Source organism: Flagellimonas olearia (assembly GCF_004150225.1).
In the GTDB taxonomy this organism is placed as follows: domain Bacteria; phylum Bacteroidota; class Bacteroidia; order Flavobacteriales; family Flavobacteriaceae; genus Flagellimonas; species Flagellimonas olearia.
The window spans coordinates 1-26,212 of record NZ_ML142910.1 but is presented as its reverse complement, the minus strand read 5'-3'; the positions used below and the strand labels follow the sequence as shown (position 1 = coordinate 26,212).

Annotated in this window: 29 protein-coding genes; 12 read left to right on the top strand and 17 right to left on the bottom strand. The window is 45.1% G+C overall.

What is annotated here, in order from left to right:
• Window positions 1–151 precede the first annotated feature (151 nt).
• Both DN53_RS10670 and DN53_RS10665 read left to right on the top strand, forming a co-directional pair.
• A complete protein-coding gene (locus DN53_RS10670; protein ID WP_129654278.1) occupies window positions 152–1,027 on the top strand; it encodes an alpha/beta hydrolase in 876 nt (291 codons plus the stop codon).
• Entirely contained in the window at window positions 1,014–1,826 is an 813-nt protein-coding gene (locus DN53_RS10665) for an alpha/beta hydrolase (protein WP_129654277.1), read from the top strand. Before DN53_RS10670 ends, DN53_RS10665 begins: the two co-directional genes overlap by 14 nt.
• Here the strand turns inward: DN53_RS10665 and cysM are convergent.
• Together cysM and epsC are read right to left on the bottom strand one after the other, a co-directional pair.
• Window positions 1,815–2,699, bottom strand: a complete 885-nt coding sequence (gene cysM / locus DN53_RS10660) for a cysteine synthase CysM (RefSeq protein WP_129654276.1) — start codon at window positions 2,697–2,699, stop codon at window positions 1,815–1,817. The two genes, DN53_RS10665 and cysM, sit on opposite strands and share 12 nt — an antisense overlap.
• Window positions 2,689–3,483 carry a serine O-acetyltransferase EpsC gene (gene epsC, locus DN53_RS10655; protein ID WP_129654275.1) on the bottom strand — a complete coding sequence of 265 codons (795 nt, stop codon included), beginning with the start codon at window positions 3,481–3,483 and terminating at the stop codon, window positions 2,689–2,691. Before epsC ends, cysM begins: the two co-directional genes overlap by 11 nt.
• 94 nt (window positions 3,484–3,577) lie before the next feature.
• Here epsC and DN53_RS10650 point away from each other — a divergent pair, with 94 nt between their 5' ends.
• On the top strand, window positions 3,578–4,258 hold the full coding sequence (locus DN53_RS10650) for a DUF2461 domain-containing protein (protein ID WP_129654274.1): 681 nt from the start codon (window positions 3,578–3,580) through the stop codon (window positions 4,256–4,258).
• On the opposite strand, the gene DN53_RS10645 is transcribed toward DN53_RS10650, so the two are convergent.
• Entirely contained in the window at window positions 4,244–4,657 is a 414-nt protein-coding gene (locus DN53_RS10645; RefSeq protein WP_129654273.1) for a glyoxalase, read from the bottom strand. The genes DN53_RS10650 and DN53_RS10645 overlap by 15 nt on opposite strands.
• Window positions 4,658–4,793: 136 nt before the next feature.
• Here DN53_RS10645 and DN53_RS10640 point away from each other — a divergent pair, with 136 nt between their 5' ends.
• The gene (locus DN53_RS10640) at window positions 4,794–5,555 is read left to right on the top strand and encodes a 3-keto-disaccharide hydrolase (protein ID WP_129654272.1); all 762 of its coding nucleotides are present in this window, start codon (window positions 4,794–4,796) and stop codon (window positions 5,553–5,555) included.
• Window positions 5,556–5,559: 4 nt separating this feature from the next.
• Here the strand turns inward: DN53_RS10640 and DN53_RS10635 are convergent, their stop codons facing one another.
• The 10 genes from DN53_RS10635 to DN53_RS10590 form a co-directional block, all read right to left on the bottom strand.
• On the bottom strand, window positions 5,560–5,949 hold the full coding sequence (locus DN53_RS10635) for a DUF302 domain-containing protein (protein WP_129654271.1): 390 nt from the start codon (window positions 5,947–5,949) through the stop codon (window positions 5,560–5,562).
• Window positions 5,950–5,990: 41 nt separating this feature from the next.
• Window positions 5,991–6,956, bottom strand: coding sequence for an NAD-dependent epimerase/dehydratase family protein (locus DN53_RS10630; RefSeq protein WP_129654270.1), 966 nt, complete (start codon window positions 6,954–6,956; stop codon window positions 5,991–5,993).
• 10 nt (window positions 6,957–6,966) lie between these two features.
• On the bottom strand, window positions 6,967–8,535 hold the full coding sequence (locus tag DN53_RS10625) for a serine hydrolase (RefSeq protein WP_129654269.1): 1,569 nt from the start codon (window positions 8,533–8,535) through the stop codon (window positions 6,967–6,969).
• An 18-nt stretch (window positions 8,536–8,553) separates the two neighbouring features.
• Complete coding sequence (locus DN53_RS10620) at window positions 8,554–9,357, bottom strand: phytanoyl-CoA dioxygenase family protein (RefSeq protein WP_129654268.1); 804 nt, start codon at window positions 9,355–9,357, stop codon at window positions 8,554–8,556.
• 14 nt (window positions 9,358–9,371) lie between these two features.
• The gene (locus tag DN53_RS10615) at window positions 9,372–9,818 is read right to left on the bottom strand and encodes a VOC family protein (RefSeq protein ID WP_129654267.1); all 447 of its coding nucleotides are present in this window, start codon (window positions 9,816–9,818) and stop codon (window positions 9,372–9,374) included.
• A 27-nt stretch (window positions 9,819–9,845) separates the two neighbouring features.
• Complete coding sequence (locus tag DN53_RS10610; protein ID WP_129654266.1) at window positions 9,846–10,211, bottom strand: DUF2200 domain-containing protein; 366 nt, start codon at window positions 10,209–10,211, stop codon at window positions 9,846–9,848.
• Between the two features lie 86 nt (window positions 10,212–10,297).
• On the bottom strand, window positions 10,298–11,245 hold the full coding sequence (locus DN53_RS10605) for a TolB-like translocation protein (protein WP_129654265.1): 948 nt from the start codon (window positions 11,243–11,245) through the stop codon (window positions 10,298–10,300).
• A gap of 53 nt (window positions 11,246–11,298) precedes the next feature.
• Entirely contained in the window at window positions 11,299–12,186 is an 888-nt protein-coding gene (locus tag DN53_RS10600; RefSeq protein ID WP_129654264.1) for a HEPN domain-containing protein, read from the bottom strand.
• A 191-nt stretch (window positions 12,187–12,377) separates the two neighbouring features.
• Window positions 12,378–12,743 carry a hypothetical protein gene (locus tag DN53_RS10595; RefSeq protein ID WP_116218791.1) on the bottom strand — a complete coding sequence of 122 codons (366 nt, stop codon included), beginning with the start codon at window positions 12,741–12,743 and terminating at the stop codon, window positions 12,378–12,380.
• On the bottom strand, window positions 12,743–13,126 hold the full coding sequence (locus DN53_RS10590) for a hypothetical protein (protein WP_129654263.1): 384 nt from the start codon (window positions 13,124–13,126) through the stop codon (window positions 12,743–12,745). Before DN53_RS10590 ends, DN53_RS10595 begins: the two co-directional genes overlap by 1 nt.
• Before the next feature lie 255 nt (window positions 13,127–13,381).
• On the opposite strand from DN53_RS10590, the gene DN53_RS10585 reads away from it, so the two are divergent.
• The 3 genes from DN53_RS10585 to DN53_RS10575 all read left to right on the top strand — a co-directional run bounded on the left by DN53_RS10585 (window position 13,382) and on the right by DN53_RS10575 (window position 15,294).
• Window positions 13,382–13,624 (top strand): hypothetical protein, encoded by a 243-nt coding sequence (locus tag DN53_RS10585; RefSeq protein ID WP_129654262.1) that lies wholly within the window; start codon window positions 13,382–13,384, stop codon window positions 13,622–13,624.
• Window positions 13,625–13,816: 192 nt separating this feature from the next.
• Window positions 13,817–14,713, top strand: coding sequence for a DUF72 domain-containing protein (locus tag DN53_RS10580; protein WP_129654261.1), 897 nt, complete (start codon window positions 13,817–13,819; stop codon window positions 14,711–14,713).
• Window positions 14,714–14,883: 170 nt separating this feature from the next.
• Complete coding sequence (locus DN53_RS10575) at window positions 14,884–15,294, top strand: acyl-CoA thioesterase (RefSeq protein ID WP_129654260.1); 411 nt, start codon at window positions 14,884–14,886, stop codon at window positions 15,292–15,294.
• 3 nt (window positions 15,295–15,297) lie between these two features.
• On the opposite strand, the gene DN53_RS10570 is transcribed toward DN53_RS10575, so the two are convergent.
• Window positions 15,298–16,581 (bottom strand): dipeptidase, encoded by a 1,284-nt coding sequence (locus DN53_RS10570; RefSeq protein WP_129654259.1) that lies wholly within the window; start codon window positions 16,579–16,581, stop codon window positions 15,298–15,300.
• Between the two features lie 125 nt (window positions 16,582–16,706).
• Here DN53_RS10570 and DN53_RS10565 point away from each other — a divergent pair, with 125 nt between their 5' ends.
• Both DN53_RS10565 and DN53_RS10560 read left to right on the top strand, forming a co-directional pair.
• Window positions 16,707–17,474, top strand: a complete 768-nt coding sequence (locus DN53_RS10565) for a hypothetical protein (RefSeq protein ID WP_129654258.1) — start codon at window positions 16,707–16,709, stop codon at window positions 17,472–17,474.
• A gap of 9 nt (window positions 17,475–17,483) precedes the next feature.
• Window positions 17,484–17,837: a hypothetical protein gene (locus tag DN53_RS10560; protein ID WP_129654257.1), complete on the top strand. Its 354-nt coding sequence runs from the start codon at window positions 17,484–17,486 to the stop codon at window positions 17,835–17,837.
• 436 nt (window positions 17,838–18,273) lie between these two features.
• Here the strand turns inward: DN53_RS10560 and DN53_RS10555 are convergent, their stop codons facing one another.
• Entirely contained in the window at window positions 18,274–19,137 is an 864-nt protein-coding gene (locus DN53_RS10555) for a sigma-70 family RNA polymerase sigma factor (protein WP_129654256.1), read from the bottom strand.
• Between the two features lie 237 nt (window positions 19,138–19,374).
• On the opposite strand from DN53_RS10555, the gene DN53_RS10550 reads away from it, so the two are divergent.
• Together DN53_RS10550 and DN53_RS10545 are read left to right on the top strand one after the other, a co-directional pair.
• A complete protein-coding gene (locus tag DN53_RS10550; protein ID WP_129654255.1) occupies window positions 19,375–20,886 on the top strand; it encodes a DEAD/DEAH box helicase in 1,512 nt (503 codons plus the stop codon).
• Window position 20,887: 1 nt separating this feature from the next.
• Window positions 20,888–22,123 (top strand): glycosyltransferase, encoded by a 1,236-nt coding sequence (locus DN53_RS10545; RefSeq protein ID WP_129654254.1) that lies wholly within the window; start codon window positions 20,888–20,890, stop codon window positions 22,121–22,123.
• An 8-nt stretch (window positions 22,124–22,131) separates the two neighbouring features.
• Here DN53_RS10545 and DN53_RS10540 read toward each other — a convergent pair whose 3' ends face one another.
• Both DN53_RS10540 and DN53_RS10535 read right to left on the bottom strand, forming a co-directional pair.
• The gene (locus DN53_RS10540) at window positions 22,132–23,250 is read right to left on the bottom strand and encodes a hypothetical protein (RefSeq protein ID WP_129654253.1); all 1,119 of its coding nucleotides are present in this window, start codon (window positions 23,248–23,250) and stop codon (window positions 22,132–22,134) included.
• Between the two features lie 36 nt (window positions 23,251–23,286).
• Entirely contained in the window at window positions 23,287–24,969 is a 1,683-nt protein-coding gene (locus DN53_RS10535; protein WP_129654252.1) for an N-acyl-D-amino-acid deacylase family protein, read from the bottom strand.
• 186 nt (window positions 24,970–25,155) lie between these two features.
• On the opposite strand from DN53_RS10535, the gene DN53_RS10530 reads away from it, so the two are divergent.
• On the top strand, window positions 25,156–25,998 hold the full coding sequence (locus DN53_RS10530) for a 1,4-dihydroxy-2-naphthoyl-CoA synthase (RefSeq protein WP_129654251.1): 843 nt from the start codon (window positions 25,156–25,158) through the stop codon (window positions 25,996–25,998).
• The last annotated feature ends 214 nt before the right edge of the window (window positions 25,999–26,212 follow it).

The following is a 26,212-nucleotide window of genomic DNA, read 5'->3' as shown; positions in this document are numbered from 1 at the left end:
GTTGGATTATCATAATAATCTGACATAAAAAAGTCCAATTTTCGACCTTTCCCAGTCCTTAAATCCTTATCCAAGGGCACAACATATTGATACATAATCCCGTACCTAAAGAGTATTGCAATTTTTTGTACTTTGGATAAAACGCTTTTTTATGCAAAACTGGGTCTACATCACACTTATGATACTCGGGATATACGTTTTGCTGAGTGTCCTGTTGTATTACCTACAGGACTATTTTCTCTTTAAACCAGAAAAATTACCCAAGGATTTTCAGTTTTATTACGATAACCAAGAAATTGAGGAACACAACTTTGAGACCCGTGATGGAGCTACGATCAATGGTCTTCGATTTAAATCCAAAGACCCTAAAGGAGTGGTCTTCTATCTAAAAGGGAACTCCCGTAGCATTAAAGGCTGGGGGAAGTTTGCGGTGGATTTTACCCGCCATGGTTACGATGTGATCATGGTAGACTATCGTGGTTTCGGGAAGAGTACGGGACGTCGTACCCAAAAAGCCATTAAGCGTGATATGCAGGTAGTGTACAATAAGATCAAGGAGAAGGTGTCCGAAAAATATATAATTCTCTATGGACGCTCCATGGGTTCGGGTTTTGCGGCCAAACTGGCCTCCATGAACCAACCGCGCATGCTGATATTGGACGCGCCCTACTACAGCTTGAGCAAAGTAGCCAAAAAATTTATTCCGTTTATGCCGCTCTCCTTGCTGATAAAATTCCCCATGCCCACATACAAGTGGTTAAAGTACGTTAACTGCCCCATACATATCATCCACGGGACCGACGATAGACTCATTCCCTATAAAACCAGTGTGAAGCTGTCCAAAATAAAGCCTGGACTATCAAAACTATACACCGTGATAGGAGGGGGGCACAAGGATTTGAACAATTTTGAATCGTACCACAGCATGTTGGAGGAAATTATCACCAGTAAACCCACCAAAGTAAATCTGGAAGGATCCAGCATCAATGTAAAACACTCCTCAAAACGGGCCAATGCAAAAGCTTAAGCGTTTTGGTATTTTTACGGTTGTTATTTTGATGTTACTCACCGTCATGTTGTATTCATTTCAGGAAAAACTGATTTTTTTGCCCACCAAGCTAGCTCAAGACCATGTTTATGCCTTCAATGCCGATTTTGATGAAATCTTTCTTGATACCGCGGATGGAGCGCGTTTGAATGCCCTTCACTTTTACACGGACAACCCTAAAGGGTTGATCTTATACTTTCATGGAAATGCCGGGGACCTGTCGCGCTGGGGTGAAATCGTGTTGCCTTTTGTGGATTTGGGATATGAGGTATTGGTAATGGACTATCGCAGTTATGGCAAAAGCACCGGAAAACTCAGTGAGGATGCATTGTACCGAGATGCACAACTGTTCTATGCCTATGCAATGGAAAAATACCCAGAAGAACAACTCATTATTTACGGACGATCTTTGGGCACGGGCATCGCAAGTCAGTTGTCCTCCAAAAATCAACCACAAAAATTAATTTTGGAAACCCCTTTCCATAGTCTTTTGGATGTGGCCCAAGAACGTTTTCCCTTTCTACCGGTATCCTATCTATTACGCTATAGGGTTCCTTCGTATGTATTTTTGGAAAAAGTGGATTGTCCCATACGTATTTTTCATGGTACCACGGACAATGTGGTTTCTTATGGATCAGGCAAAAAATTGTATGAGTCCATCTCCAACAGCGATAAAAAAATGTATACCATACCCAATGGCAATCACAACAACTTAAGTGATTTTGAAATCTATTGGAATGGGATTAAAAAAGAATTGGCTCCCGTCTTAATCAAATAAATCCGAAGAAAGGTAACGGTCTCCTCGATCACAGACTATGGAAACAATGGTGCCCTCTTTCAAGGTACTGGCCAATCTAATGGCCGCGGCCGCGGCACCACCACTGCTCATGCCAGCAAAAATACCTTCCTCCTTGGCCAATCGCTTGGCCATTTCAGTGGCTTCTTGCTCACTGACCTCCAACACGGTATCCACTTTCTGCGGATTGAATATTTTGGGAAGATACGCTTCGGGCCATTTACGAATACCTGGAATCTTTGAATCATCGGTAGGCTGCACACCCACGATTTGTACCCCGGAATCTTGTTCCTTTAAATAGGTCGAGGTCCCCATAATGGTTCCCGTGGTACCCATACTGGATACGAAATGGGTGATCTCACCTTTGGTGTCCTGCCAGATTTCAGGCCCCGTGGTCTTGTAATGGGCCATCCAGTTATCATTGTTGGCAAACTGGTTGAGCATGATATAGCCTTCATCCCTGACCTTGGCCTCAGCATAGTCCCTGGCACCTTCAATCCCAACATCCGATGGGGTCAAAGTCACCTTGGCTCCGTAAGCGCGCATGGTCTGAACTCGCTCCTTGGTTGAGTTTTCAGGCATTACCAGTTCAATGTCAAGTCCATAGATTCCTGCAATCATGGCCAATGCTATGCCCGTATTGCCACTCGTGGCCTCAATCAGTTTGGATGCAGTGGAAAAATCCCCACGATCCAGCCCGCTCTTGATCATATTATAGGCAGGGCGGTCTTTGACACTTCCTCCAGGATTATTGCCTTCCAGCTTAAAAAATAGTTTTACGTTTGGGTTGGGGTTCAATACTTTGGATTCCACCATTGGGGTGTTTCCAATAAGATCTAGAATGCTATTGGACATTTGGGGCTGTCTTGATTTTAATTTCTGGAGTGTGATATACTGTTGAATTTGCAGGAACGGAAGCAGTAAGCCATGCGTTTCCACCTATGATCGAATTTTCTCCGATTACGGTTTCACCACCCAAAATGGTTGCATTGGCATAAATGGTAACGTTAGACATTATCGTAGGATGCCTTTTGGTCTTTTGGAGGTTTTTGGATACGTACAATGCTCCCAAGGTCACCCCTTGGTACAATTTAACATTATCGTGTATCACTGCAGTTTCCCCAATCACCACACCCGTGGCATGATCAATAAAGAACGATTTACCAATGGTAGCACCAGGATTGATATCCACACCGGTCTGTCTATGGGCATATTCCGTCATTAGCCTCGGAATCATGGGCACCCCTTGAATGTAGAGCTCATGGGCCAATCGATAAATGGAAATGGCATAAAAACCGGGATAGGCCATATAGATTTCCTGAAGGGAGAGTGAAGCTGGGTCACAATTAAGAATAGCCTCGGCATCCAGATTGAGTTTTTCCAAAATTCCGGGTAAGCTGCTTATGTAATTGTTCCAAAGTTCATTGCTCGGCCTTTCCAAATCCCAACAAGCCATATCCATCAGCCGGTCAAACTTTTTCTCCAACATTTCAAGGTTCACGGCCACCGGGGTATTGGAATCAAAAAGGGTATAAAAAAGTGTATCTGTGAAATCCTCGGTTTCTTGTTTTAACCTATAGTCCAAATAGGGCAATTTCTTATGCCTATTGAGCTCTGAAATTATTTTTTCCTTGTCCATACAACAATTATTGTCCTAAATTTAGACAAAACCTTACCTGTAGCCTTAGGAAATAGCTAACTTTAGTTTAAAAATAACATATTATCGATTAACCGTGACTGATTCCAAAATTTCCAAGAAAGTATTTGATTTTTTAGAAGAGTTGTCAAAAAACAACCACAAAGATTGGTTCGAGAAAAACAAAACTACTTTTAAAGCCCATGAAACCGAGGTGAAATCCTTCCTTTCAAACGTAAAGGAACGCTTGGAGCAACATGATGATATTGAGAAAATGAAACTGTTCCGGATCTATCGGGATGTTCGGTTTTCCAAGGATAAAACCCCGTATAAAACCCATTTTGCCGGGTCTTTTTCACGATTGGGTGCCCACTTAAGAGGTGGATACTATATCCATTTGCAGCCCGGCGGTTCCTTTTTGGCAACAGGATTTTGGGCGCCCAATAAAGACGACCTGTTCCGGATACGAAAGGAATTGGAAATGGATGCTTCGGATTTTAGGAAGGTCATCAGTGACCCGGATTTCACTAAAATCTGGGGGCAACTACAAGGCGATGCGGTAAAAACGGCCCCAAAAGGATTTGACAAGGAACACTCGGATATTGACTTGATCAAAAACAAGCAGTTCATCTTTGTTCGCAAGTTTACCGACAAGGAGGTGCTATCTCCTAATTTTGTGGATGAAGTTGACAAATCGTACCAAGCAATTAGGCCCTATTTCGATTTAATGAGCGATATTCTCACCACCAACCTCAATGGGGAATCAACCCTGAAATAACATCTCGTTTTCCAAAAGCTGGATTTGGTCCTTCAAACGCTCTATGACCATATTCATCATGCGTTTGTTCAAAGCGGAGGAATTTTTAATGTATTCCTGATATTCCTCAATGGTAAATTGCCCAATGACCATTCCCTTTAGAGAGTTCCTAAACTTGATGTCTTTTTGGATGGCCCGTTCAATATACTCCATCTTTTTCTCCAAGGAAAGGTCATGAAAAACGCCTTTGTGCTTGCCGATATAGTTCTTGAAAACCTCAATCAACAACAGGTTTTGAAGCTTGATGATAGGTCGCAAGGTTTGGTTTTGAAAACGTTCGTCCGCACTCATTTGATTGTTGAAATAAGACTGTAGAATTTCGGGGCGGAGGTCCAAAAGACTCTTAGATCGTGAATCCATGGCTGATAGTTTTACTAAAATTACACAATCGTCCACCGCTCATTTTTCGTTAGGCCGATAGTTGTTAACGATGTTATGAACATGCATTGCAAAGTTTTATTTAAGTACTTTTAGGGAGAATCAACAGCATGCATCTATGAACATCAAAGCATTTTTCATTACTATACTTGTCCTTTCGGCCATTTCCTGTAAAAATGAATCCAAGAAAGAGGATGTCCAAGTTTGGCGCACCAAAAAGTTGGCAGCGGAAAATGCCACCCATAACCAATTGCTCGATATTGAAAAAGAGCAGGGGTGGGAGCTGTTGTTCGACGGGGAAACCTTGAACGGTTGGCATGTGTACAATGCTGGTGCACCATCCGTCTGGGAAGTGAAAAACGGCGAACTCCATAGAAATGTGGAACTGGAATCCGAACACAATGAGGATTTGGTCACCGATAAAGCCTATGAAAACTATGAGCTGGTCTTGGAATGGAAAATCTCGGACCGTGGAAATAGCGGCATCTTTATCAACGTTCATGAGAAACCAGATGTTGGCACGGCCTATCAAACCGGGCCCGAGTACCAAATTCTGGACCCCAACCATATGGATCATGATGTGGCCGTTAAAAAATCAGGATGCCTGTATGGATTTTCCCCACAGAAAAATGAAGCTATTACAAAATCTGGCCAGTGGAACCAAACCCGTATCAAACAGGAAAATGGAAAAGTGGAATTCTATTTAAATGGTGTCCTTACCGCTGTGGAGGATTTTACCACTCCTGAGTGGAAAGAAAAAATCTCAGCGACCCATTTTAAAAGCTATCCCGAATTTGGTCAAGCCACCCAAGGGAAGATTACATTACAGGATTGGTATTTTGAGGTGTGGTTCCGTGACATCAAGATCAGGGAACTATAGACCACTATAGTTTATCGATTACATTTTTGAGCCTTTGCTGGATTTCATGCGCCACGGGGCCTAAGCTGTCATTCTTGACCGAAATCATGGAGGCGACAGGATCTACGGCAGCCACCTCGATATCCCCGTCCTCATTTTCCAAAACAACCACATTGCAAGGCAGAAAGAGACCAATTTTATCTTCCTGCTTCAATGCCTCATAGGCATAGGGCGGATTGCAGGCTCCCAAAATCTTATATTTCTTAAAGTCCACATCCAATTTCTTCTTCAGGGTCTGGGCAATATCTATTTCGGTCAGCACCCCAAAACCTTCGTTCTTCAGCTCAAGGGTTACCTTTTCAAGGGCTTTTTCAAAATCTTTCTCCTTCAAAATTTTACTGAAATAATAACTCATGGTCTTTTGTCTTTATGATGTACGTCTTGGCTTTAAGATACTCATCTTTTATGGATAATTTGTATGCCCTCTTTTTGGAAATAGTGTTCAACAGCTTCTTGGACAGCCTGCAACGAGCTGTATTTGGGTTGATATCCCAACAGCTTCCTTGCTTTTTCGATGCTGCCACACGGGCTGTGCGCAATGTGGTCCCATGTGAGTTCCCTATCCCTTTCACTAACACTCTTTTGCCATACCTCCCAAGGTTGAAACCGCAATTGGGGTACTTGCCCGAATAGCTTGGCCATTTCTTCCGCATAGCCCCTCAAGGTAAGTGCCTGCTCCGAAACTACATGGAAACTTTCCCCGATGGCACTTTCCCTGTTCGCTATGGCCTTGACAAAAGCCTGTGCCACATCGTCCGCATGCACATGATGAACCGTTTCCATCCCAAGGTTGGGCAAGGTGATTTCCTCTCCTTGGGCCAATCGTAGAAATACCTCCGGATTTAGATTTCCGGCCGGGTTCACGGGCAACCATCCCGGTCCCGTAATATGCCCTGGGTGGAGAATAGTAGCCGGAAAACCATATTCTTTATGAAAATTGAGCAAGTACTCCTCAATCTTTGCCTTGTTGATTCCGTATGTGCCGAAAGGATTCCGCTCTGCAGTCTCGGTGGTGGGCACTTGTACGGTATGCCCATGGACCCACATGGTACCACAGTGTAGAAAATGTTGCACTTTGCCCTTTAGGTTTTCTGCAAGATGTTGGGCACTCTGGGGGGTGAAACAAATCAAATCAATAACCACTTCGCCGTTCAGGGATACGATTTGAGCCCCAAAACCCCCGTGCTCTTCGGATTTTTCCCGATCAATGCCCACAAACTCCACGGATTGCCACGCTTCGTGATCGGCATAGGGCTGGGACTGCTGCCGACTTACACAGACCACTTCATGACCGGCTTCAACAAGTTTTGGCACCAAGTATGTGCCAATATGGCCAGTACCTCCAATCAGTATTACCTTCATTCTTATTTTTTTATTCCTTGATTCGGACCAAATCCAAATCTTGATAATCAAAGCTAAAATCCATATTCGGGGAAATCCCTTTCATCTGTATCCCGATTGGGGTTCCTGATGCATCCATTTCAAAAATGGCAAAGGCATCGCACTGCATATCCGTATAGGCCATTTTAACGGCAAAGGTGTTGTCCTCATAGTGGAACATTTCCCCGTTCAACTGCGGGGAATGTAGTGACCTGAACCAAAGTTTTCCGCCATGGTTTTCGATGGATACCTTTCCGAACCATTTATCTTCATAGGTTCCTAAAAAGGAGCTTGCACCCAGTTTTTTCACATCCGAGACCGTGGCACTTTCCCAAACGGTATCCAAAGTAGCATCAGCCTCGGCCTGCCCAGATTCCAGCTGTTGCTTGGCAGACGCCAGATAATCCCATCGGTCCTTACGTATCCATTCATCCCGAATGGCCGAACTTATGGTATGGTAGCTGTTGCCTCCGGGAGCCCCATTGGTGAGTACCACAACTGCCGAATTCAATTCGGGCACCATTACCACGGAGGACAACATGCCTGGTAGACCACCTGTATGGGAAATTATGGTATGGTCGTACCTATTGGAAATACGCCATCCAAGGCCATAGGCGCCAAAATGATATCTGTTATCCGGTTCCGGTCTGGGTTGAAAGCTGATAAAGGTATAAGGGCGCCACATTTCCGCTTGTCGCTCGGGACTGAAAATCTGCTTGTCCAAAGCTTCGCCGTATTTTCCTTGCTGCAATTGGGCCATGATCCATTTGGACATATCATGGACGCTGGAATAGATTCCGCCTGAGGCCACCAAAGGGCCTTCACCCTTTACGTAGCGCTCTACCTTTCTTACGTTTCCGTTCTCGGTGGAGTGGGCCGATGCCACGTTTTGGGTCGATTTCAATCGCTTATAACGAACCGCGGTCCTGTCCATGCCCAACGGACCTAAAATATTCCCTTCAATGAATTCATCATAACTCTGGCCGCTTACCCTGGCAATGACCTCGCCCGCCACAATGTAGAGCAGGTTGTCATAATCATATTTAGTACGAAAATCCGAAGTGGGTTTAAAATATTGAAAACTGTTGAGCACATCCTGAATTTTGTAATCAGCTCCCGGAGGGAAAAACATTAAATCCCCGGCACCGAGCCCCAATCCACTGCGATGCGTCAACAGGTCCACAATGGTAAAATTCTCCCGGACGTATGCATTGTACATGGTAAACTCCGGTATGTGTTGAACCACCCGATCATCCCATTTAAGTTTTCCCTGATCCACCAAAATGGCCAATGCGGCCGCGGTGAACGCCTTGGTATTAGATGCAATTTGGAAGAGGCTATGCTCATCCACCTTCTCTTTGGAATCAACCGAGAGTTTTCCGTATCCCTTGGAGTGGATAACTTTCCCATTTTCTATCACGGCCACGGCAAGGCCTACTTGGGACATCATTTCCATAGATCGGTTCACCAAGGAATCTATCTGCGGGGAGGTAAAGCCCTGTCCGAAAACGGCGGATATGGCCCATAACAAAAATAGGGGGAGGGTAATTTTGTTTTTCATGAGGTTTTTTAGCGGTTATTAAAATACGACAGGGTTCAAATGCGAATCTATGGTCTCGCCAATGGCCACTCCCGGGCACCAGGTTTCCCAATCGTTCTTTTGGCCGTCGTTCTCAGGTTTCTTCAAAATCATGTCCTTGTCCATATAGATCACGGTCATAACTTTTCGGGTTTCGCCAGAGGTGTTGGCCCCGGCCCGGTGGAAAATCCAACCGGAATGAAAACTGACCTCCCCAACATCAAAAGCTTCTATGGTGTGCGGAAAATTATTGATCTTCAGGTTTTTTTGGATCACTTGTTCACTCTCATCGCTGATGGACAGTTCGCGCCCCAACATTATTTCCTGACTACCTGCACTGAATTCCAGTGGGCCCATTTCCAAAGGTGTTTCTTGCAAGGGAATCCAGATGGTGATGGACTTGTCCGAAGACAACGGCCAGTAATATTGGTCTGCATGCCAAGGGGTGATTCCCCCGCCGGCCTCCTTGAACAGGGCCTGATCGTGGTAGATGCGAACCCCATCGACCTGCATGAGGTCTGCGGCGACCTTGGCCAACCGCTTGCTCAGGATCAGTTTTTTGATTTCCTCATCCTGCACCCAAAGATTGCACAGTTGCAAAAACGCCTTGCCGTAGGTATCCCGCTGATTGATGGGAACATCCACCTTGTTCAGTTCCGCAACCTTTATGGAAATGACGGCATTGAAATGCGCCACAATCTCAGGCGATAAAAAATCCTTGATCTTGATGAAGGCATTCTTTTGGTAAAAGTCCACCTGTTCTTTGGTCACCTGAAAAGGCTCATCCAATAGGCTTACATCCATATTTTTTTAGTTTTCTATCCTAATTCCTCCGCCAATCCAACAAGAAGTCCTTCGACCCCACGGATATAGCATAGACGATATATATTTTCATAATTGACCATGTCACCGACAAGCTCTGCACCTTTTTGGGTGAGTTTGACAACCAGTTCGTCCAGATTTTCAACGGTGAACATGACCCGTAAATATCCAAGGGAGTTGACAGGTGCTTTCCTATGATCGGAAATGGTTTCCGGCTTCAAAAATTTTGAAAGTTCCAACCGATTATGCCCATCCGGGGTGGCCATCATGGCAATTTCTACTTGTTGTTGCCCCAGTCCTGTAACCCTGCCAGTCCATTCTTCATCAATGGTGGCCCGTCCCTCAAGGCGCAGGCCAATGTCTTCGAAAAACGATATGGCATTATCCAAGGATTCCACAACAATTCCAACATTGTGCATTCGTGGGAGGTTGCTTTGGGTCATAGTCAGGCGTATTCTTTTATACTCGTTCTAGTTCTGTCTTAGTATTTTCTCCATTTTCCAGCCCTTGGCCAACTCATCCACCAGTTTGTCCAAATAGCGGACCTGTTGGGTCAGGGGATTGTCGATTTCCTCAATCCGATACCCACAGATCACCCCTGTAATGAGGCTTGCGTTGGGGTTCAAGTCCGCACCTTGGAAGAAGGCCTCAAAAGTGCTCTTGGCATCAATATGCTTTTGAATGGCCTCATCATCAAAGCCCGTGAGCCATGTGATCACCTCGTGCAGTTCTTCTTTGGTACGACCTTTTTTCTCCACCTTGGCCACGTAATGGGGATATACCCCGGCAAAGGTCAGTTTTGCGATCCGTTCGTTATGTTCTGGGGTGACTTTCATCTTACCTAATCTTTAACCTTGGGAGACACAATCCATTGGTTGCTTAAATGTAGGGATTTTGAAAGTATCTTGGAAGATGGTCACGGTCAGTTGCCCACCTTGCTTAGAATCTTCTCTTTTAGCTGGACAAAGTCTATCCAGTAAATATTACCAATTTCAACTTCATCATCATCTCCAGAGACACCGCGGTGAAAAAACAGGTACTTTCCATCGGGGGAGACACTTGCGGTCATTTCACAATGTTCCGTATTTACTTCGGGGCCCATATTATACGGTTCTGTCCAAGTCCCGTTCTGGTTAAAACTGATGTACAGGTCGCAGTCCCCAAACCCGTCTTCGCTTTCACCATCATAGATCATGTAGCTCTCATCCGGTGCAATGTAGGAATGGGCGATCCACTTTCCTGAGAAATTGATGTCCGTTGCCATGGTCTTGGCATCACCATAGCCGCTTGCTTCTTTATCGGAACTATAAATGACCCAATCCCCGGGCTTGTCGTCCTTCTCGCCAGAAGTAAAGTACAGGTTGCCGTTTTCCGAAGCGGTCAGGTACATGACCACCCGATCCACGAACGGACTGCCCAGAGGCTCGGGGGCGCTCCATCCTTTTGCGGTTTTTGTGCTGTACCATTGGTGCATCCCAGAGGCCTTGGTGGTATCCTTGAGGGGTCTTGTGGTCCCAAAATAGAGCAGCTTTCCAGTGGGGTCAATATGGGGTTCAAAATCCCAGCCCGCATCGGTGGAAAAAAAGGCCGGCTCCGGTTTGGACCATTGCCCATTTTCCAGTTTCATGGTGAAAATCTCATTATCGTCTTCCGGTTTTCTGCGTGTGAAGAACATTTCATCCATTTCTGGGCTAAAAGTGATGGCAAACTCAAAATCATCGGTAGAGACCACACCTTCCCCAAAGATCAGGGCAGTGTCCGTTGGGATTTGATCACTGAGCAGCGTAAGGTTCGACTTTTTTTCTGGCCCGCAGGATACGAGAAAAACTAGCAACAGGGCAAAAATAGGGTAGAAGGTGGATTGTTTCATTGTATGGTTATTTTGATTGATGTTGATGGTATTATCGCTGGTCCAACTTGGCTCTATGGCCCTGTATTTGCAGCATCTTCCCCGATCTGCGCTATTTTTTCCTGACAGATTTCCTCGGTAAGCTGCTTTAGTTGCAGCACTTTGTGCGACAGGTATTCCAGATCACCTTTGGTGATGTGGTACTCCTTCATGTTGTAACGGGCATCGATGTAGGCGCGTTTCAGCAGCTCAAAAAGGCGCTTGTGCTCCTCGGTCTGTTTGGGAAAAAGGTCGAAACGCTTGTCGCACATGGCCACCTTGATCCCCAAAGTCTCCAGATTGTGGTCCTTGGGCCGGTAATCCGTGAACACCAACAAAATGGTGGTGTAGTAGCGCTCCACGGCTTGATGAAGATCAAACGCAGCCTCATTCAATAAATCTTCGCTTATGCTGAACTCGTATTTTTTCAACGCATTGTTTGCACTGGGAAACCACTGGTCAAAATAGTCCTGGGCCTTGTCTTGGTACTGTTTTGGGGTGAGCTTTTTGGGCGATGCTAGTTGATGCTTGCCCGAATCGTACAGCACAATGCCCTCTTTCTTGATGTCCCTAAAAAAGTAGTTCCCCACCCGAAGGGCCTGGTTCAGGTGCTTGATCCCGTGAAAGATAAGGTTCACCGGGGTGGCCACTTGGCCCGTGGCGGTGAGCTCCGCCTTGATCTGGTCCTCTATACGGAACTTTTGTTGCAGGTCTTCATGGGTGAGCACCACGAGCAGGTCGTAATCGCTGCGGTACTCGTAGGTGATGCCCTGTTCCACATAGGTGTCCTCCACCCAGTTGCCGCGGGCGTAGCTGCCAAAGAGCAGTACCATTTCCACTTCCTTGAACCCGGATAGCAAAGCGGTGAGCTGGTGCAGCTCGGCCTGCTTGTGATCTGGGAGATGTGCCACGGTCTTGTTCAACGGTCAGGTGTTTGTGCCCGAAAGATAGGCATATTTGGGTTTGGGTGGTTTTTGGCTGGGGAGGTTGATTTGGTTACAAGATACAATTTTGCAGTAGTGGGGAGTACCGTTCTTTATTCTACTACAATTATTAAATTTGGTTTTGCACTTTTGCCACGCTGGATTATAACCAGTGCTGTACTCCATTTTTATTATCTCATATGATATAGGTAAATCGCAAAATTTAAAATTCGAGACATATCTGAATCACTTATTTTATCATATCTATCTAAATAATCCTTTTTCATTTTTTCGCTATCAAAGTCTGTAAATTCGGCAAAATTGGATTTCGAGGGATTAAAAAATTTTGATTTAGATTGAAGTCCAATCTCTCTGAACAAGTCATTTTTTAATTTTCTTACATATTCAATTCTTTCCTGGTCATATTTACCAAGCCCATAATATTTTAATTTCCGTTTAATTTTTTGCTCGGCTTCTTTGAGGTCAGAAAAGTCAAATTCATAAGCTAAATCACCAAAGCAGACATAGTCATATGTTGGTTCGCCTGTTTCTGCCATTATGATTTACCTTTAACTAGTTGTTCAATGTATTTTCCGTGATTTTCAAATCCATTTTTTTTTGGATTTTCCAAGTCAATCATTCCATCAGTTCCAGAGTCATAAATTTGCCAATTATGCTTTTTGGCTAATTCAATGAGGGCATAAATCCCATTTTCCCCATATAATGACAGCATAAAATTGCTTGAATGCTCATTGCTTACAAAATAGTCAATAGTAAAGTCAGCACCTACTATCTCCCTATAGTTATCTTTTTTGTTAATTCGATCAAATGAAGATTCTAAAATTCCACTAAAATTGGTCTGTTCCAATTGATTTTCATCCAATTCTACAACCGAATTAATCTTTTGTGTTGAATTAAACAGTATAATCTCCCAACTCATTTTCTCGATTTTCCTGAATATTGTACTACTTGTTCATATGCTAAACTTTCTTCAGCGTGCGCCACTATTTGTTTTGACTCATACCCAAGTTGTCCGTTTCTAAATGTAGGAATTTTCAAAAGATCATGCCCCATAAACCCAAAGTGGAAGTTTTCCTAAATATTGACCATAAAATTATATGTTTTTTCCTACTTGTTTCATAAGAATTACTATCTTAACAGGGAAACACTTAGTAAACACTTAATCATTGACATTATGAAAAAACAGATTTTCTTTTTCGCTATCCCCGTATTGCTTTTGGTAGGCCTGCTGTTCTTGAACACGCCCCGGGAAAGGGCCTTTAACGAGTTGCCGGAAAACCCCGAGACCGAACAGGCCTTTACGTTTCCCTGCGCATTCTGTGACGCGGAATTGGCCGCTTGCATAGCGGGAGGCTCGTTTACCGAGCAGGAATGCCAAGAGATGATGGCTTCCTGTTACGCGGAGTGCCAGCCCTAAGGTACAGCCAAGTATTTTTTGGGACAGTGCCCGGACCTATCGTTCAACCTGTACGTATTCCTTAAGGAATACCTCCCTTGTTTGACCATTAAACGGTAGGTTTGGGCGCTTGTTCTTTTATACCCAAGCCATTTGCCGATGGCTTTTTCTTTTTCACAGAATTTGTTTAACATTGGGCCTATAAGCAACGTTATGAAATTTGGCCAAGTAGACCACCCGGAACTTATTGATTTTACCATTCCGCCAGACCACCCGGACACCGCCGTGGTGCTGTCCCAATACAAGGGTGGGGGAGTGCCCAACGTGTATGTGGGCTGCGCCAAATGGAACCGGCAGGACCTCAAGAACTTTTACCCCCGTGGCACCAAGGACGAGCTGGAATACTACGCCACCCAGTTCAACAGTATTGAGTTGAACGCCACCTTTTACCGAATTTTTCCGGCAGAGCAATACCAAAAGTGGTACGACAAGACCCCGGAGAGTTTCAAGTTTTTTCCCAAAATGACCAATGCGGTGAGCCATTTGCGACGTCTCAACGACCAAGTTTATGGGATTGTGGACGAGTACTTGCAGGTAACCTCGCTCTTGAAGGAGAAATTGGGCACCATTTTCTTGCAGATGCACAACAACTTCAACCCCAAGAATTGGGACAGGGTAGTGCGCTTTGTGGAGTACTGGCCCAAGGAATTTCCCTTGGCACTCGAGTTCCGGCATACGGATTGGTTCACCGACGAAACAGTTTCGCAAGAACTTTACCATCTGTTGCAAGAGAACAACATGGCCAATGTTTTGGTGGACACGGCAGGTAGGCGGGACCTGATGCACATGAGGCTTACCAACAACGAGGCCTTTGTGCGCTACGTGGGCGCCAACCACGAAACGGATTACCCGCGACTGGACGATTGGGTGACCCGATTGACCGCTTGGAAGGAACTCGGATTGGAGAACATCCACTTTTTTGTGCACCAGAACCTAGAGCTGGCCTCGCCCTTGCTTTCGGCCTATTTTATTGAAAAGTTGAATCCCGCTTTGGGATGTGGGCTGGCCATCCCCAAGACCACCATCAGTCCGCAGGAGCGTTTGTTCTAGCCAATTTCAATTATGGAATCTTTGATGGCCAAAATTACAGAGTCCGTATTCCTTGATAATGAAATGTTTGAAATCCACAATTCCATGGTAAAGGAGTGCTAAAATGGGGCGTTCTGGACGTGATTTGGACTAATTTTGTACTGTAGATATAAACGCTAAACGTTACACTAATGCGATTTCACACTAGAAAATGGGTAAAACCAGAAGACCTGAACGCCAACGGGACCTTGTTTGGCGGTAGGGTGCTGGCATGGGTGGATGAAGAAGCCGCTCTGTATAGCATCATACAACTTGAAAACAAAAAAGTGGTCACCAAATACATGTCAGAAATCAATTTTATGAGCACCGCCGTTGAGGGCGATATCATTGAGATCGGAATCGATGTGATCAAATTTGGGGTGACCTCCATTTCTTTGAACTGCGAAGTGCGGAACAAAATGACCCGCGAGAGCATTGTTACCGTGGACAACATCATCATGGTGAACCTGGACGACCATGGCAACCCAAAGGCCCATGGCAAGACCAAGATAGAGTTCGTAAAAGACCGCTTGGCCCAAAAAGAAAAGGAAGAGAATTCCTAGGCCTTAATCCAAGGTTGCCGCAACGGCCTGTACCTCGTCCAAGACACGTAGGAGGTTACCGCCCCATAGTTTGGCGATTTCTTCTTCGGTATAACCACGTTTTACCAATTCCAAGGTTACGTTGAAGGTCTCGGAAGCATCGGACCAACCCTCGATACCGCCACCGCCATCAAAATCGGAGCTGATGCCCACGTGGTCAATCCCAATGAGTTTCACCATATAGTCGATATGGTCCACCAAGTCGGATACGTTCACCGCTGGGGGGACATTGGGGTCGTTCGCCGCCATTTCCTCACCCAATTTGGTCACTTTGGGATAGTTTTCCATGAATTCTTCTTGTTGATCTTTAGTAAGGGAGCCAAATTCCGACCGCTCGTACCAGTTCAATCCTAAAGAATCCGCCGCTTTTTGGTTGATACTTTTCATATAGGCTGCACGGGCATCGTTCTTTTCGGTGTTCAGGTACGAAGTGAAGGCCACTGTTTGGGCCACACCCCCGTTTTCCTTCAACAATAGGAGCAGTTCATCATCCAGATTACGGCTATGGTTGCAAAGTGCCCTGGCCGAAGAATGTGAAGCGATCACCGGCGCCTTGGACAGTTCTATCATCTGTTTTATGGCTTCCTTGGAAGGGTGGGAGATATCGATCATAATCCCTACGCGGTTCATTTCGGCAACGGCCTGTTTTCCCAACTCGCTGAGTCCGTTGTGCAGCCACACGCCGTCCGCTTCACCAGTGTTGGAATCACTGAACTGGCTATGTCCGTTATGGGCCAAGGAAATGTACCGTGCCCCACGCTTTTGATAATCTGCAATTTGGGAAAGGTCCTCCCCAATGGGATACGCATTTTCCACCCCGATCATGGCCGCTTTTTTGCCTGCCGCGGAAATCCTTCGCACATCGTCCGAAGTCAGGGCCAATTCTATCCGGTCCGGGGCATATTCTTCGCACAGTCTGTGGATGGCCTCGAACTTGGAAATGGCATTCTCCTTAGCCTTGGCATAGCCTTCGGCATTCAAGGAATCCTGTCCGGTGTAGACAATGAACCAGGCCACATCCAGACCACCTTCTTCCATCTTGGGCAAATTCACCTGGTTTTCCAGCTTTTGGGTATAGTTGATACTGTCCGTGAAGTTCCTCACGTTGATGTCCACATGGGTATCCACAGTAATCACGGTATCATGGATTCTTCGGGCTTTTTCTTCCATGGTCTCAGTTTTATCGGATTGTTTTTCGGCGCATGAAAAAAAGAGGCTCACAGCGCACAAAAGGGCAGCGTATTTCATAGTTGGTGGTTTACACCTACAAATAAAGCAATTTGACAACAAAATCCATGGGCTACATAACAATTAATTGTAATCCCTTGATCCAATGCGGATTTTTAGGTGATAATTCAATAATTGAACAAAATTTGGAAACTAGGGAACTACTCACGTATCTGGAAAAATTGGAAATCGGGCTCAGCAGCTTTTCGTATGAGGAATTGGGCGTTGTGGAGGCCGGTGAGCTGAAAAAATCATTTGAAGTCTTCAAACACGGACTTGAAAACAAGGTTTTTGGCGTTCCCGAGATGAAGCAATTGGAAAACATCTACAAAAAAGTGGGCATCCAAGGTTCGGAAACCCATATGGGAGAAACCGCCAACATGCCCAATGAGCTCAAAGAGTTCCTATCCCTGATCGATGCCATGGAGAATACCCGTTTGTCACATGAACAACAAAAGATTGCCAAAGCCATGAAACAAGTGGCCCAGCAGTTGGGCAAGGAGTTGCCCATGTCCCAGAACCTACAATTTATTGAGAAAGAACTAGAACCCGGCCATTTGGCCCATACCATCAACTTAAAGCCCATTTTACAGGATTGTATGGGGCAGATGGAACTCATGGAGGAGCTGGTTAGGCTCTTCCAACAAAACCTCATGGAATTTATTGGCAGCGTAAAGGTGCACTTGCAGAACGAGAATTTCAAGCAAGTGGACCTGGCCTGTCAGAAAGTCCGTCCCAGTTTGGAGATGATGAAGGCCAATGGTCTGTTGGAAATCGTAAAGGAAATCCTCATGCTCTGCAGAACGGACAACGACCCCAAGCACCACGCATTTCTGTACGACCAATTTGTAATGGAGTACCCCAAGGTACAGGAGCAGGTGGACTTTGAAATGGAAATCCTCCGAACCATGTAAACAAGACCCATGGAAAGCCAAACCCTTCCCGACTATCTTCAAAGTATTTTTCACCCGCTTTTAAAGCATGCCAAAGATATGGAGTGCAAACTAATGCTGTTGGATGAGATACTGGAGGTAGGGGACAAAAAGGAACTTCCCTTGCTCAAGGAACTGGAAAGCCATGACCATCCCAAGATCAGCAACAAAGCCTTTGAGATACGATCCCTACTTGAAACCAAGTTGGGAATAGACGGCGAAAGGGAACGGAGAAGGCTCCCCATGAGCCTGTGTTTCATCTATGATGAATTCAACATTCGTCCCAGCAAGATAGACCCAGACCTCGAGTTTGGGGTATCCTTGGACATCCTTGATTCGGAATAACCACTGAATCCACTTTCCCTTATCCCCATGATGGGACATTTCACAACTGCAACACCCATTTTCACCACAATTAATTGATAGACAATAATCTTTCCCATAGATTCACGTTAATAACATAGACCAACATCAAACCCTCGAATCATTATGTTATACGATACCTACGGAGAAGAATATTTGGCCTTCTTGCAAGAGCTCAACGAGATTTTGAGCATCAATGAACTGGCCGAACTTGATTATTTATAGTAAACCCCAAACGTTGCAATATGAAAAATCTTAACCACGAAAACACGGCGTATCTTAACTTTATTCAAGATTTGAACGATATGCTCGTCGATTTTGATATCAATCAACTGAGCTGCTCATAATAGTTTAAGTGGATATCATGGAAAAGGGGATGTTAAAAACATCCCCTTTTCTATTTTATACTGACATGGTGTTATCCCAAATACGACTTCAAAATTTTACTTTTCGAGGTGTGTCTCAGTTTGCGTATCGCTTTTTCCCTGATTTGTCGCACACGTTCCCGTGTCAGGTCAAAGGTGCTCCCAATCTCTTCCAAGGTCATGGAAGGTTGGTTCCCGATACCATAGTACAAACGCACCACATCTGCCTCACGAGGGGAGAGAGTGTCCAAGGCCCGGTTGATTTCCGTGTTCAGGGATTGGTGCATCAATCCATTGTCCGGCTTGGGTGAATCCCCGGTATTGATTACATCGTATAAGTTGGAGGTTTCCCCTTCCTTCAAAGGAGCGTCCATGGATACGTGTCTTCCTGTATTTCTTAAAGACTGCTTTACCTCGGAAACGGTCATGTCCAGCTCTTTGGCAATTTCTTCCGGGGAAGGTGGCCGCTCGTGGGCCTGCTCCAAATAAGAAAACGTCTTTTTGATTTTATTGATGGAACCAATTTTGTTCAAGGGGAGTCGTACCACCCGGGATTGTTCGGCAAGAGCCTGCAAAATGGACTGCCTGATCCACCAAACCGCGTAGGAGATGAACTTGAATCCACGGGTTTCATCAAAACGTTTGGCAGCCTTTACCAGTCCCACATTACCTTCGTTGATGAGATCGGGCAATTTCAACCCCTGGTTTTGATACTGCTTTGCCACAGATACCACAAACCTGAGATTGGCATTGGTCAGTTTTTCCAAGGCCAACTGGTCCCCGGCCCTAATACGTTGGGCAAGCTCCACCTCTTCTTGGGCAGTGATCAAATCAATCTTGCTGATGTCCTGAAGATATTTGTCCAAAGATTTGGATTCCCGGTTGGTGACCTGTTTGATGATTTTTAATTGCCTCATGCTCAAAAATGGTTTTCTAGGTGATACATAAGCTTACATTATACATTATAATAGCCTATTTTCCAAGCCCTAAATGTTATTGTTATCAAAATGTTATGAGCAACATCCCAAAAAGTTTCAGATTGTTCGCATTGTTGATAGTATCTTAATAGAAATGCGAACATAGGGTTCCACCTTACTGCAAAAAACTCCTAATTTTGCAAGGTTTGTTGATCAAGAACCAAAAACCCTTTTCTTTTGGAGGTAAAAAAAGCTGTAAACAAGAAAACATTATACAATTACCAACAGGAAGATCTTAGAAAAATCTTCAAGCATTTGGAAGAGCTCCCTGATGGCACAAATATCCTATACCAACTGCCAACAGGGGGTGGAAAGACCGTGGTCTTTTCCGAAATTACCCGGAAATACATCCAAAACACAGGCAAGAAAGTCATTGTCTTGACCCACAGGATCGAGCTGAGCAAGCAAACCTCCCATATGTTGCACGGTTTTGGAGTGGCCAATAAAGTTATCAGTAGCGAGGTCAAGGAACTGCACGATCAAGATGATTATATGTGCTTTGTGGCCATGGTGGAAACCCTGAACAATCGGTTACAGGAAGAAAAGGTCACCATCAACAATATTGGCCTGGTCATTATCGATGAGGCCCACTACAATTCGTTTCGAAAACTGTTCAAGTACTTTGACAAGGCCACCATCTTGGGGGTAACGGCAACTCCCCTGAGTTCCAATATTAAACTTCCCATGAAGGATCATTACAAGCATTTGATCATTGGGGAATCCATCAAGTCTTTGATTGAGAAACAGTTTCTGGCACGGGCCAATCTCTATAATTTTGATGTAAGCCTCAAGACGTTGAAGTTGGGCATCCATGGGGATTATACCGTAAAATCCTCTGACGAATTCTACGGAAACCACAGCATGCTGGGCAAACTATTGTCCGCCTACGAAGAAGTAGCCAAAGGCACCAAGACCTTGATCTTCAACAATGGAATCAATACCTCGCTATACGTTTACGAGACCTTTAAAAAAGCAGGGTACAACATTCGCCATCTGGACAACAAAAACACGGCCAACGAACGAAAGGAAATCCTGGAATGGTTTGCCGAAACCCCGGATGCCATCCTTACCTCGGTAAGTATCCTCACCACCGGTTTTGATGAGCCCAGTGTGCAATCCATCATCCTGAACAGGGCCACAAGGTCGCTCACCCTATATTTTCAGATGATAGGGAGGGGGTCAAGGATATTGCCCAACAAGGACGAGTTCAATGTAATAGATTTGGGTAACAACATCGCCCGTTTCGGACCTTGGGACACTCCCGTGGATTGGCAGGAAATCTTCCACTTTCCGGATTTTTATCTGGAGAATATTAAAAATGATGAGGAAATCGAGCGGGATTTCGTTTACGAAATGCCTGAAGAACTCCGTGCCAAATTCAGTAAATCCGACAACATTACTTTTGACATCAAGGAAGAATACAAGAAGGTCTTTGCCCAAGGCAAAAAATCCAAAGAGGTATTGGAGCGCAGCATAGAGCAACATGCCCAAATCTGTGTGGAAAACAGCGAGGATGTCTTCGATGCCCGAATCCTGGCCAAGGAACTCAAGGACGAGATCGCTTACAGGGTACGCCAATACTCCTATTGCATCATGAACAACACCAAAAACTACAAAGAGTGGTTAGAGGAGGACTATGAGCGTAAATTGCGTTCCAGCATTTCCAAAAAATTTGCCGCACTGATGTAACATGAAAAAGGCGCTGTTCATAGGTCATGTATGGCCAGAACCCAGTACCACGGCAGCAGGCCACCGAATGCTGCAGTTGCTGGACGCCTTTCAAAAGTTTGGGTATCAGATCACCTTTGCATCCACAGCCCAAAAAACGGAATATAGCCTTGATTTGGCCGGTATGGGTATTACTTCGGTCGATATTTTACTCAACCATTCCAGTTTTGATGTGTTTATCTCGGAACTGTCTCCGGATGTAGTGGTGTTTGACCGATTTATGGTAGAAGAGCAATTTGGGTGGCGTGTGGCCGAGTTCGCTCCCAAGGCCATCCGTATTTTGAACACCGAAGATCTTCATGGGCTGCGAAAGGCTAGGGAAGAGGCCCATAAAAAGCAGGAGCCTTTTGCTCTGGACCAATGGACCAACCATCCCACGACCCTGAGGGAACTGGCAAGCATCTATCGCTCGGACCTTTCCTTGATGATTTCCGGTTATGAGTTGACCATTTTACAGGAAACACTGAAGGTTCCAGAGAATTTGCTGCTACATCTTCCTTTTATGGTGAAAAGCATCTCAAAACAAGACTATCTCCAATGGCCCAATTTTGAAGATCGAAAGGATTTTGTTACTGTGGGCAATGGTAGACATGCCCCCAATGTGGACTCGATACAGGTTTTAAAAACCAAGATATGGCCCCTCATCCGAAAAGAATTGCCCGATGCCCAAATCCATGTGTACGGAGCCTATCTGCCTAAACAAATCAAGGAAATGCACCATCCCGAGCAGGGATTTCTCGTAAAAGGTTGGGGCGAAGATATCGGAGACATCATGGAAAGTGCCCGTTTGGTATTAGCACCAATCCAGTTTGGGGCAGGCATCAAAGGCAAATTGTTGGATGCCATGCTACATGGCGCCCCAAGCATCACTACGCCTATTGGGGCAGAAGGAATGCATGGTAATTTGCCTTGGAACGGAACCATTTGCCGAGATTGGGAATCCTTTGCCCAAGCAGCAATCAAGCTCTATCAGAACCCGGTCCAATGGAAAGAGGCACAAGCGGATGGAGTGGTATTGGTCAATACGCTATATGATAAAGAAAAGCTTCAAGACCAATTGCAACAGACTTTGGAAACATTACATCAAAACCTCGATGCCCATCGCGGTCAAAACTTTATCGGAAGACTATTGCAACATCACACTTTGGCTAGCAGCAAATATATGGCCAAGTGGATTGAGGCAAAAAATAGAAGATAGGTTAGATATCATTCCATTTTTTCCATTCGTTCTGTATACACTTTTTTCATCACTTGGGCTTTGCTTTTATCTTCTGCCACCGCGGAGGTGGTAAACATCATCACCCCACTGGATGTACCCGAAAGTCCACCTCTTAGCACCGTTTCAAACTCTTCTGCGGAAATCGTTTCTGGGCCGTTAAGGGCTTGAACTATAGGCCATACTTTTGGATATTCGCCCTTCTTGATGTTCAAGCGGTCACCGAACCAAAGAATGTTCTCTTTCACCCAATTGGGATCTCTTTCCATTCTTCCGTGGTAGACCATAGGTGAAAAAACATCAATGGTTTCCCGCAATAAATCATAATCCAATCCCAAGATACGTCGTCTTGCCCCATCGAATTCTTGATCGTCCCAAGGGCAATGATAGAGGCCAAGCAGAGCCTCAGGTTTAATCTCCTTGACAATGTTCTTCATTTCATAAGTCCAATCATAAATGACCTTGCAACGCCAATCCCGCCAGGTTGTATCATGTTGGTCAAGAATCCACTGGGCTTTTTCCGAAGTGGTTCCTTCAGGGATTTCAATGTTTGAATCATGAGAAAATTCATCCAGACAGTGATCACAGAAACAGGTTTCTGGCAATATGGGTTCAGGGTCCTCAAACTGGGCGTGCCAGTGCACATAATCCATCCAAACCCCATCCAAGTTAAACTCTAGCAGTAAATCCCGCAATTGATCAAAACGATACTTGCGGAAACCGGGTTCAGTAGGACAGACTCCCATGAACCACGTAGCAGCCTCTACTTTTTCACCTTTTTCATTGATCGCCCACGCTTCAGGGTTTTCTTCCACATACCCTTTCCCGTTCAACGTAGCAAATTCAGCATAAATTTTCAACCCCTCGGATTTAGCCCTATCCACCATTTCAGGATTTATGGACCCACTATGTACAAAAATGGCATTGACCCCAAGTTCATTAAGATCATACCCCTTTTCCCATAAAGGTTTTGGATTGCCATAAACGCCCCTTATTTGGACAGTTTCAGCAGCTTCAACAGGTTTTGGTTTTGGTTTACAGCTAAATAGTAATAATGGGGCCATGCACCATACCATATACCGATAAAAAAATTTGAGAATTGAATCCATGGATGTAAGTTTATGAAAGTGACACAAGGTTCTCATCTAGTCTCCTTGATAGCCAGGCCCATGCACCACACGCCCAGGAAATGCTCCGGTATGCTCCCCTTCCTTGAGCACTTGGGTACCGTTCACAAAAACATGTACCATTCCGGTGGCATATTGATGGGGCTTTTCAAAAGTGGCTTGATCTTGAATCTCTTCTGGATTGAACAAAACCACATCGGCATAATGGCCTTGGGTCAATGCGCCACGCTTTTTGATCTTCAAATTGGTAGCGGGTTGGGTAGTGAGCTTATAAATGGCTTCCTCAAGTGATATTACTTTTTCGTCCCTGACATATTTACCCAACAGACGTGAGAAATTGCCATAGGCCCTAGGGTGGGTGCTCGATTTCAAGAAAACACCCTCAGCAGCCATGGACTGCGCATCGGAACCAAAGCTCATCCACGGCAGGGCAATCTGTTTTTTTACATTCTCCTCGGACATTAAAAAGTAGATGGTCCCTACGCGGCTACCGTCTTGAACCACCAAGTCCATTGCGGTTTCTTCCGGGGAAAGATTTCGCATTTCAGCTACCTCCTTCAAGGTTTTCCCTGTCAGGTATTTTAAGGAATCACTCTTAAAGCCCACCAAAAGGATTTTAGCCGGGTCGCCTGCAGCTTGCATCAGACTTTCCCATTCATCGGTAGGGGTCGTCATTTCTTGCATCACCTTTTTTCGGATGGCGGGATCCTGCAAACGTTCCGCCCATTTCTCGTACCCACCTTCCTGTACCCATGGGGGCATGGACGCATCCAATCCTGTGGCTCCCGCTACATAATTATACATGTCAGCCGTAATGCTCAGGCCCTTTGCCCTTGCCGAATCAACTTTAGCCACCACGGCATCAAACTTGCCCCAATTTTCCTTTCCACTTTGTTTTAGGTGATAGACTTCGGCCCGTATGCCTGCTTCATGCGCTATTTGAATCAATTCGTCCAAGCTTTCTAAAAGTCGGCCCCCTTCACTTCTCAAGTGACTGATATACATGCCGTCATAAGCGGAGGCAACCTTGCAAAGTTCTATAAGTTCCTCTGTACTGGAATAAAAGGCCGGGGCATAGATCAACGAAGAGCCCACTCCCAAAGCACCCTCTTCCATAGCCTGTTTTACCATTAATTTCATGGAGTCCATTTCCTCTGGGGTGGGTTCCCTATCATCATACCCCACGGTGTTGACCCGCAGGGTGGTGGCCCCCACAAAGGAGGCTACATTGGGGGAAATGCCTTTGGACGTAAGGAATTCCAGATATTCGTTCAATGTGGTCCAGGATACATCATATTTGATGTCGCCCTGACTTTCTTGCTCTTGTTCTCTCATTTCCTCACTCAAAGGTCCCATGGACACTCCTTCGCCAAAAACTTCCAAGGTAACCCCCTGTTTGATATCCCCCATGGACCTACCGTCCTCGATAAGGGATTCCACCGCCCAACTCAACATATTGATAAACCCCGGGGCGACCACCAAATCGGAAGCATCAATCTCGGTATCTCCCGTTGCGTTCTTCAAATCACCCATCGCGGCAATCGTATCAGCATTGATTCCCAAATCGCCAACATAGGAAGGATTACCAGAACCATCCATGATACGCCCATTTTTGATAAGTACATCAAATTTTTGGGGTTTTGAGCAATTAACCAATAACAAGGAAATTAGGATAAAAGAAACTGGGAGGTTGATTCGCATAATTGGATCATTTAGTGAAAGATACCAATTTAGTGATTTTTATGCTGATGTATTCAATACCCATACTCAGGTCATAAAAAAGAAATTAAAGGAACTTTATAGATTCCTTAATGTGACCAAAGTCGATATTGTGGTAGGGTCTGAAAATTTAAAAATGCCGTACTTTGTGACATCAAATACTTCTTTATGAAATCACCCAACTGGCAGACTGCCCTAGAATTTGAGGATATCACCTATAAAAAAAGTGATGGTGTGGCACGCATCGCATTCAATCGACCTAATGTGCGCAATGCGTTCCGTCCAAAAACCACCAGTGAACTTTATCAAGCCTTCTATGATGCCCAGGAAGACACCTCCATTGGGGTAGTGTTGTTATCTGCCGAAGGACCTTCTACGAAGGATGGAAAGTGGGCCTTTTGCAGTGGGGGCGACCAAAAAGCCAGGGGCCATCAAGGCTACGTGGGCGAAGATGGCTATCACCGTTTGAATATTTTGGAGGTGCAACGCCTTATCCGTTTTATGCCCAAGGTGGTAATTGCCGTGGTACCCGGTTGGGCCGTTGGGGGAGGGCATAGCCTGCACGTGGTGTGCGATATGACCTTGGCCAGTAAGGAGCATGCCATTTTTAAACAGACTGATGCCGATGTGACCAGTTTTGATGGAGGATACGGGTCAGCTTATCTGGCCAAAATGGTTGGACAAAAGAAAGCTAGGGAAATTTTCTTCTTGGGTCGTAACTATACCGCCCAAGCTGCCTATGAAATGGGTATGGTGAACGCGGTTGTTCCCCATGAAGAATTGGAAGACACCGCCTACGAATGGGCCCAAGAGATATTGGAAAAATCACCCACCTCAATTAAAATGCTCAAGTTTGCCATGAACCTTACCGATGATGGCATGGTGGGACAACAGGTCTTTGCAGGAGAGGCTACTCGATTGGCCTATATGACCGAAGAAGCCAAGGAAGGTCGAAATGCATTCTTGGAGAAGCGGAAACCCAACTTTGGAAAGAACAACTGGATTCCATAAACCAATGGACAATGTTCAATAAGCAATTACAAGTACTTGATTTAGTCCAGAACAAACAAAAAACAACTCTTATAATACTAGATTCTTCCTCCTTGTTTGGAAAGCGATGAGGTGATTCGAGAAATTCGCGTCAACCATTTTTCCAAAGGTCTTAAACCAAAAAGAGCCTTGCCACTTGGGTCAAGACTCTTTTACGAGAACACTATATGAAAAT

What these genes read in the sequence shown, in the direction of transcription:
- DN53_RS10670 (WP_129654278.1), top strand. Translation starts at nt 152, where the DNA reads ATGCAAAACTGGGTCTACATCACACTTATGATACTCGGGATATACGTT.
- DN53_RS10665 (WP_129654277.1), top strand. Translation starts at nt 1,014, where the DNA reads ATGCAAAAGCTTAAGCGTTTTGGTATTTTTACGGTTGTTATTTTGATG.
- cysM (WP_129654276.1), bottom strand. Translation starts at nt 2,699, where the DNA reads ATGTCCAATAGCATTCTAGATCTTATTGGAAACACCCCAATGGTGGAA.
- epsC (WP_129654275.1), bottom strand. Translation starts at nt 3,483, where the DNA reads ATGGACAAGGAAAAAATAATTTCAGAGCTCAATAGGCATAAGAAATTG.
- DN53_RS10645 (WP_129654273.1), bottom strand. Translation starts at nt 4,657, where the DNA reads ATGGATTCACGATCTAAGAGTCTTTTGGACCTCCGCCCCGAAATTCTA.
- DN53_RS10640 (WP_129654272.1), top strand. Translation starts at nt 4,794, where the DNA reads ATGAACATCAAAGCATTTTTCATTACTATACTTGTCCTTTCGGCCATT.
- DN53_RS10635 (WP_129654271.1), bottom strand. Translation starts at nt 5,949, where the DNA reads ATGAGTTATTATTTCAGTAAAATTTTGAAGGAGAAAGATTTTGAAAAA.
- DN53_RS10630 (WP_129654270.1), bottom strand. Translation starts at nt 6,956, where the DNA reads ATGAAGGTAATACTGATTGGAGGTACTGGCCATATTGGCACATACTTG.
- DN53_RS10625 (WP_129654269.1), bottom strand. Translation starts at nt 8,535, where the DNA reads ATGAAAAACAAAATTACCCTCCCCCTATTTTTGTTATGGGCCATATCC.
- DN53_RS10620 (WP_129654268.1), bottom strand. Translation starts at nt 9,357, where the DNA reads ATGGATGTAAGCCTATTGGATGAGCCTTTTCAGGTGACCAAAGAACAG.
- DN53_RS10615 (WP_129654267.1), bottom strand. Translation starts at nt 9,818, where the DNA reads ATGACCCAAAGCAACCTCCCACGAATGCACAATGTTGGAATTGTTGTG.
- DN53_RS10610 (WP_129654266.1), bottom strand. Translation starts at nt 10,211, where the DNA reads ATGAAAGTCACCCCAGAACATAACGAACGGATCGCAAAACTGACCTTT.
- DN53_RS10605 (WP_129654265.1), bottom strand. Translation starts at nt 11,245, where the DNA reads ATGAAACAATCCACCTTCTACCCTATTTTTGCCCTGTTGCTAGTTTTT.
- DN53_RS10595 (WP_116218791.1), bottom strand. Translation starts at nt 12,743, where the DNA reads ATGGCAGAAACAGGCGAACCAACATATGACTATGTCTGCTTTGGTGAT.
- DN53_RS10590 (WP_129654263.1), bottom strand. Translation starts at nt 13,126, where the DNA reads ATGAGTTGGGAGATTATACTGTTTAATTCAACACAAAAGATTAATTCG.
- DN53_RS10585 (WP_129654262.1), top strand. Translation starts at nt 13,382, where the DNA reads ATGAAAAAACAGATTTTCTTTTTCGCTATCCCCGTATTGCTTTTGGTA.
- DN53_RS10580 (WP_129654261.1), top strand. Translation starts at nt 13,817, where the DNA reads ATGAAATTTGGCCAAGTAGACCACCCGGAACTTATTGATTTTACCATT.
- DN53_RS10575 (WP_129654260.1), top strand. Translation starts at nt 14,884, where the DNA reads ATGCGATTTCACACTAGAAAATGGGTAAAACCAGAAGACCTGAACGCC.
- DN53_RS10570 (WP_129654259.1), bottom strand. Translation starts at nt 16,581, where the DNA reads ATGAAATACGCTGCCCTTTTGTGCGCTGTGAGCCTCTTTTTTTCATGC.
- DN53_RS10560 (WP_129654257.1), top strand. Translation starts at nt 17,484, where the DNA reads ATGGAAAGCCAAACCCTTCCCGACTATCTTCAAAGTATTTTTCACCCG.
- DN53_RS10555 (WP_129654256.1), bottom strand. Translation starts at nt 19,137, where the DNA reads ATGAGGCAATTAAAAATCATCAAACAGGTCACCAACCGGGAATCCAAA.
- DN53_RS10545 (WP_129654254.1), top strand. Translation starts at nt 20,888, where the DNA reads ATGAAAAAGGCGCTGTTCATAGGTCATGTATGGCCAGAACCCAGTACC.
- DN53_RS10540 (WP_129654253.1), bottom strand. Translation starts at nt 23,250, where the DNA reads ATGGATTCAATTCTCAAATTTTTTTATCGGTATATGGTATGGTGCATG.
- DN53_RS10535 (WP_129654252.1), bottom strand. Translation starts at nt 24,969, where the DNA reads ATGCGAATCAACCTCCCAGTTTCTTTTATCCTAATTTCCTTGTTATTG.
- DN53_RS10530 (WP_129654251.1), top strand. Translation starts at nt 25,156, where the DNA reads ATGAAATCACCCAACTGGCAGACTGCCCTAGAATTTGAGGATATCACC.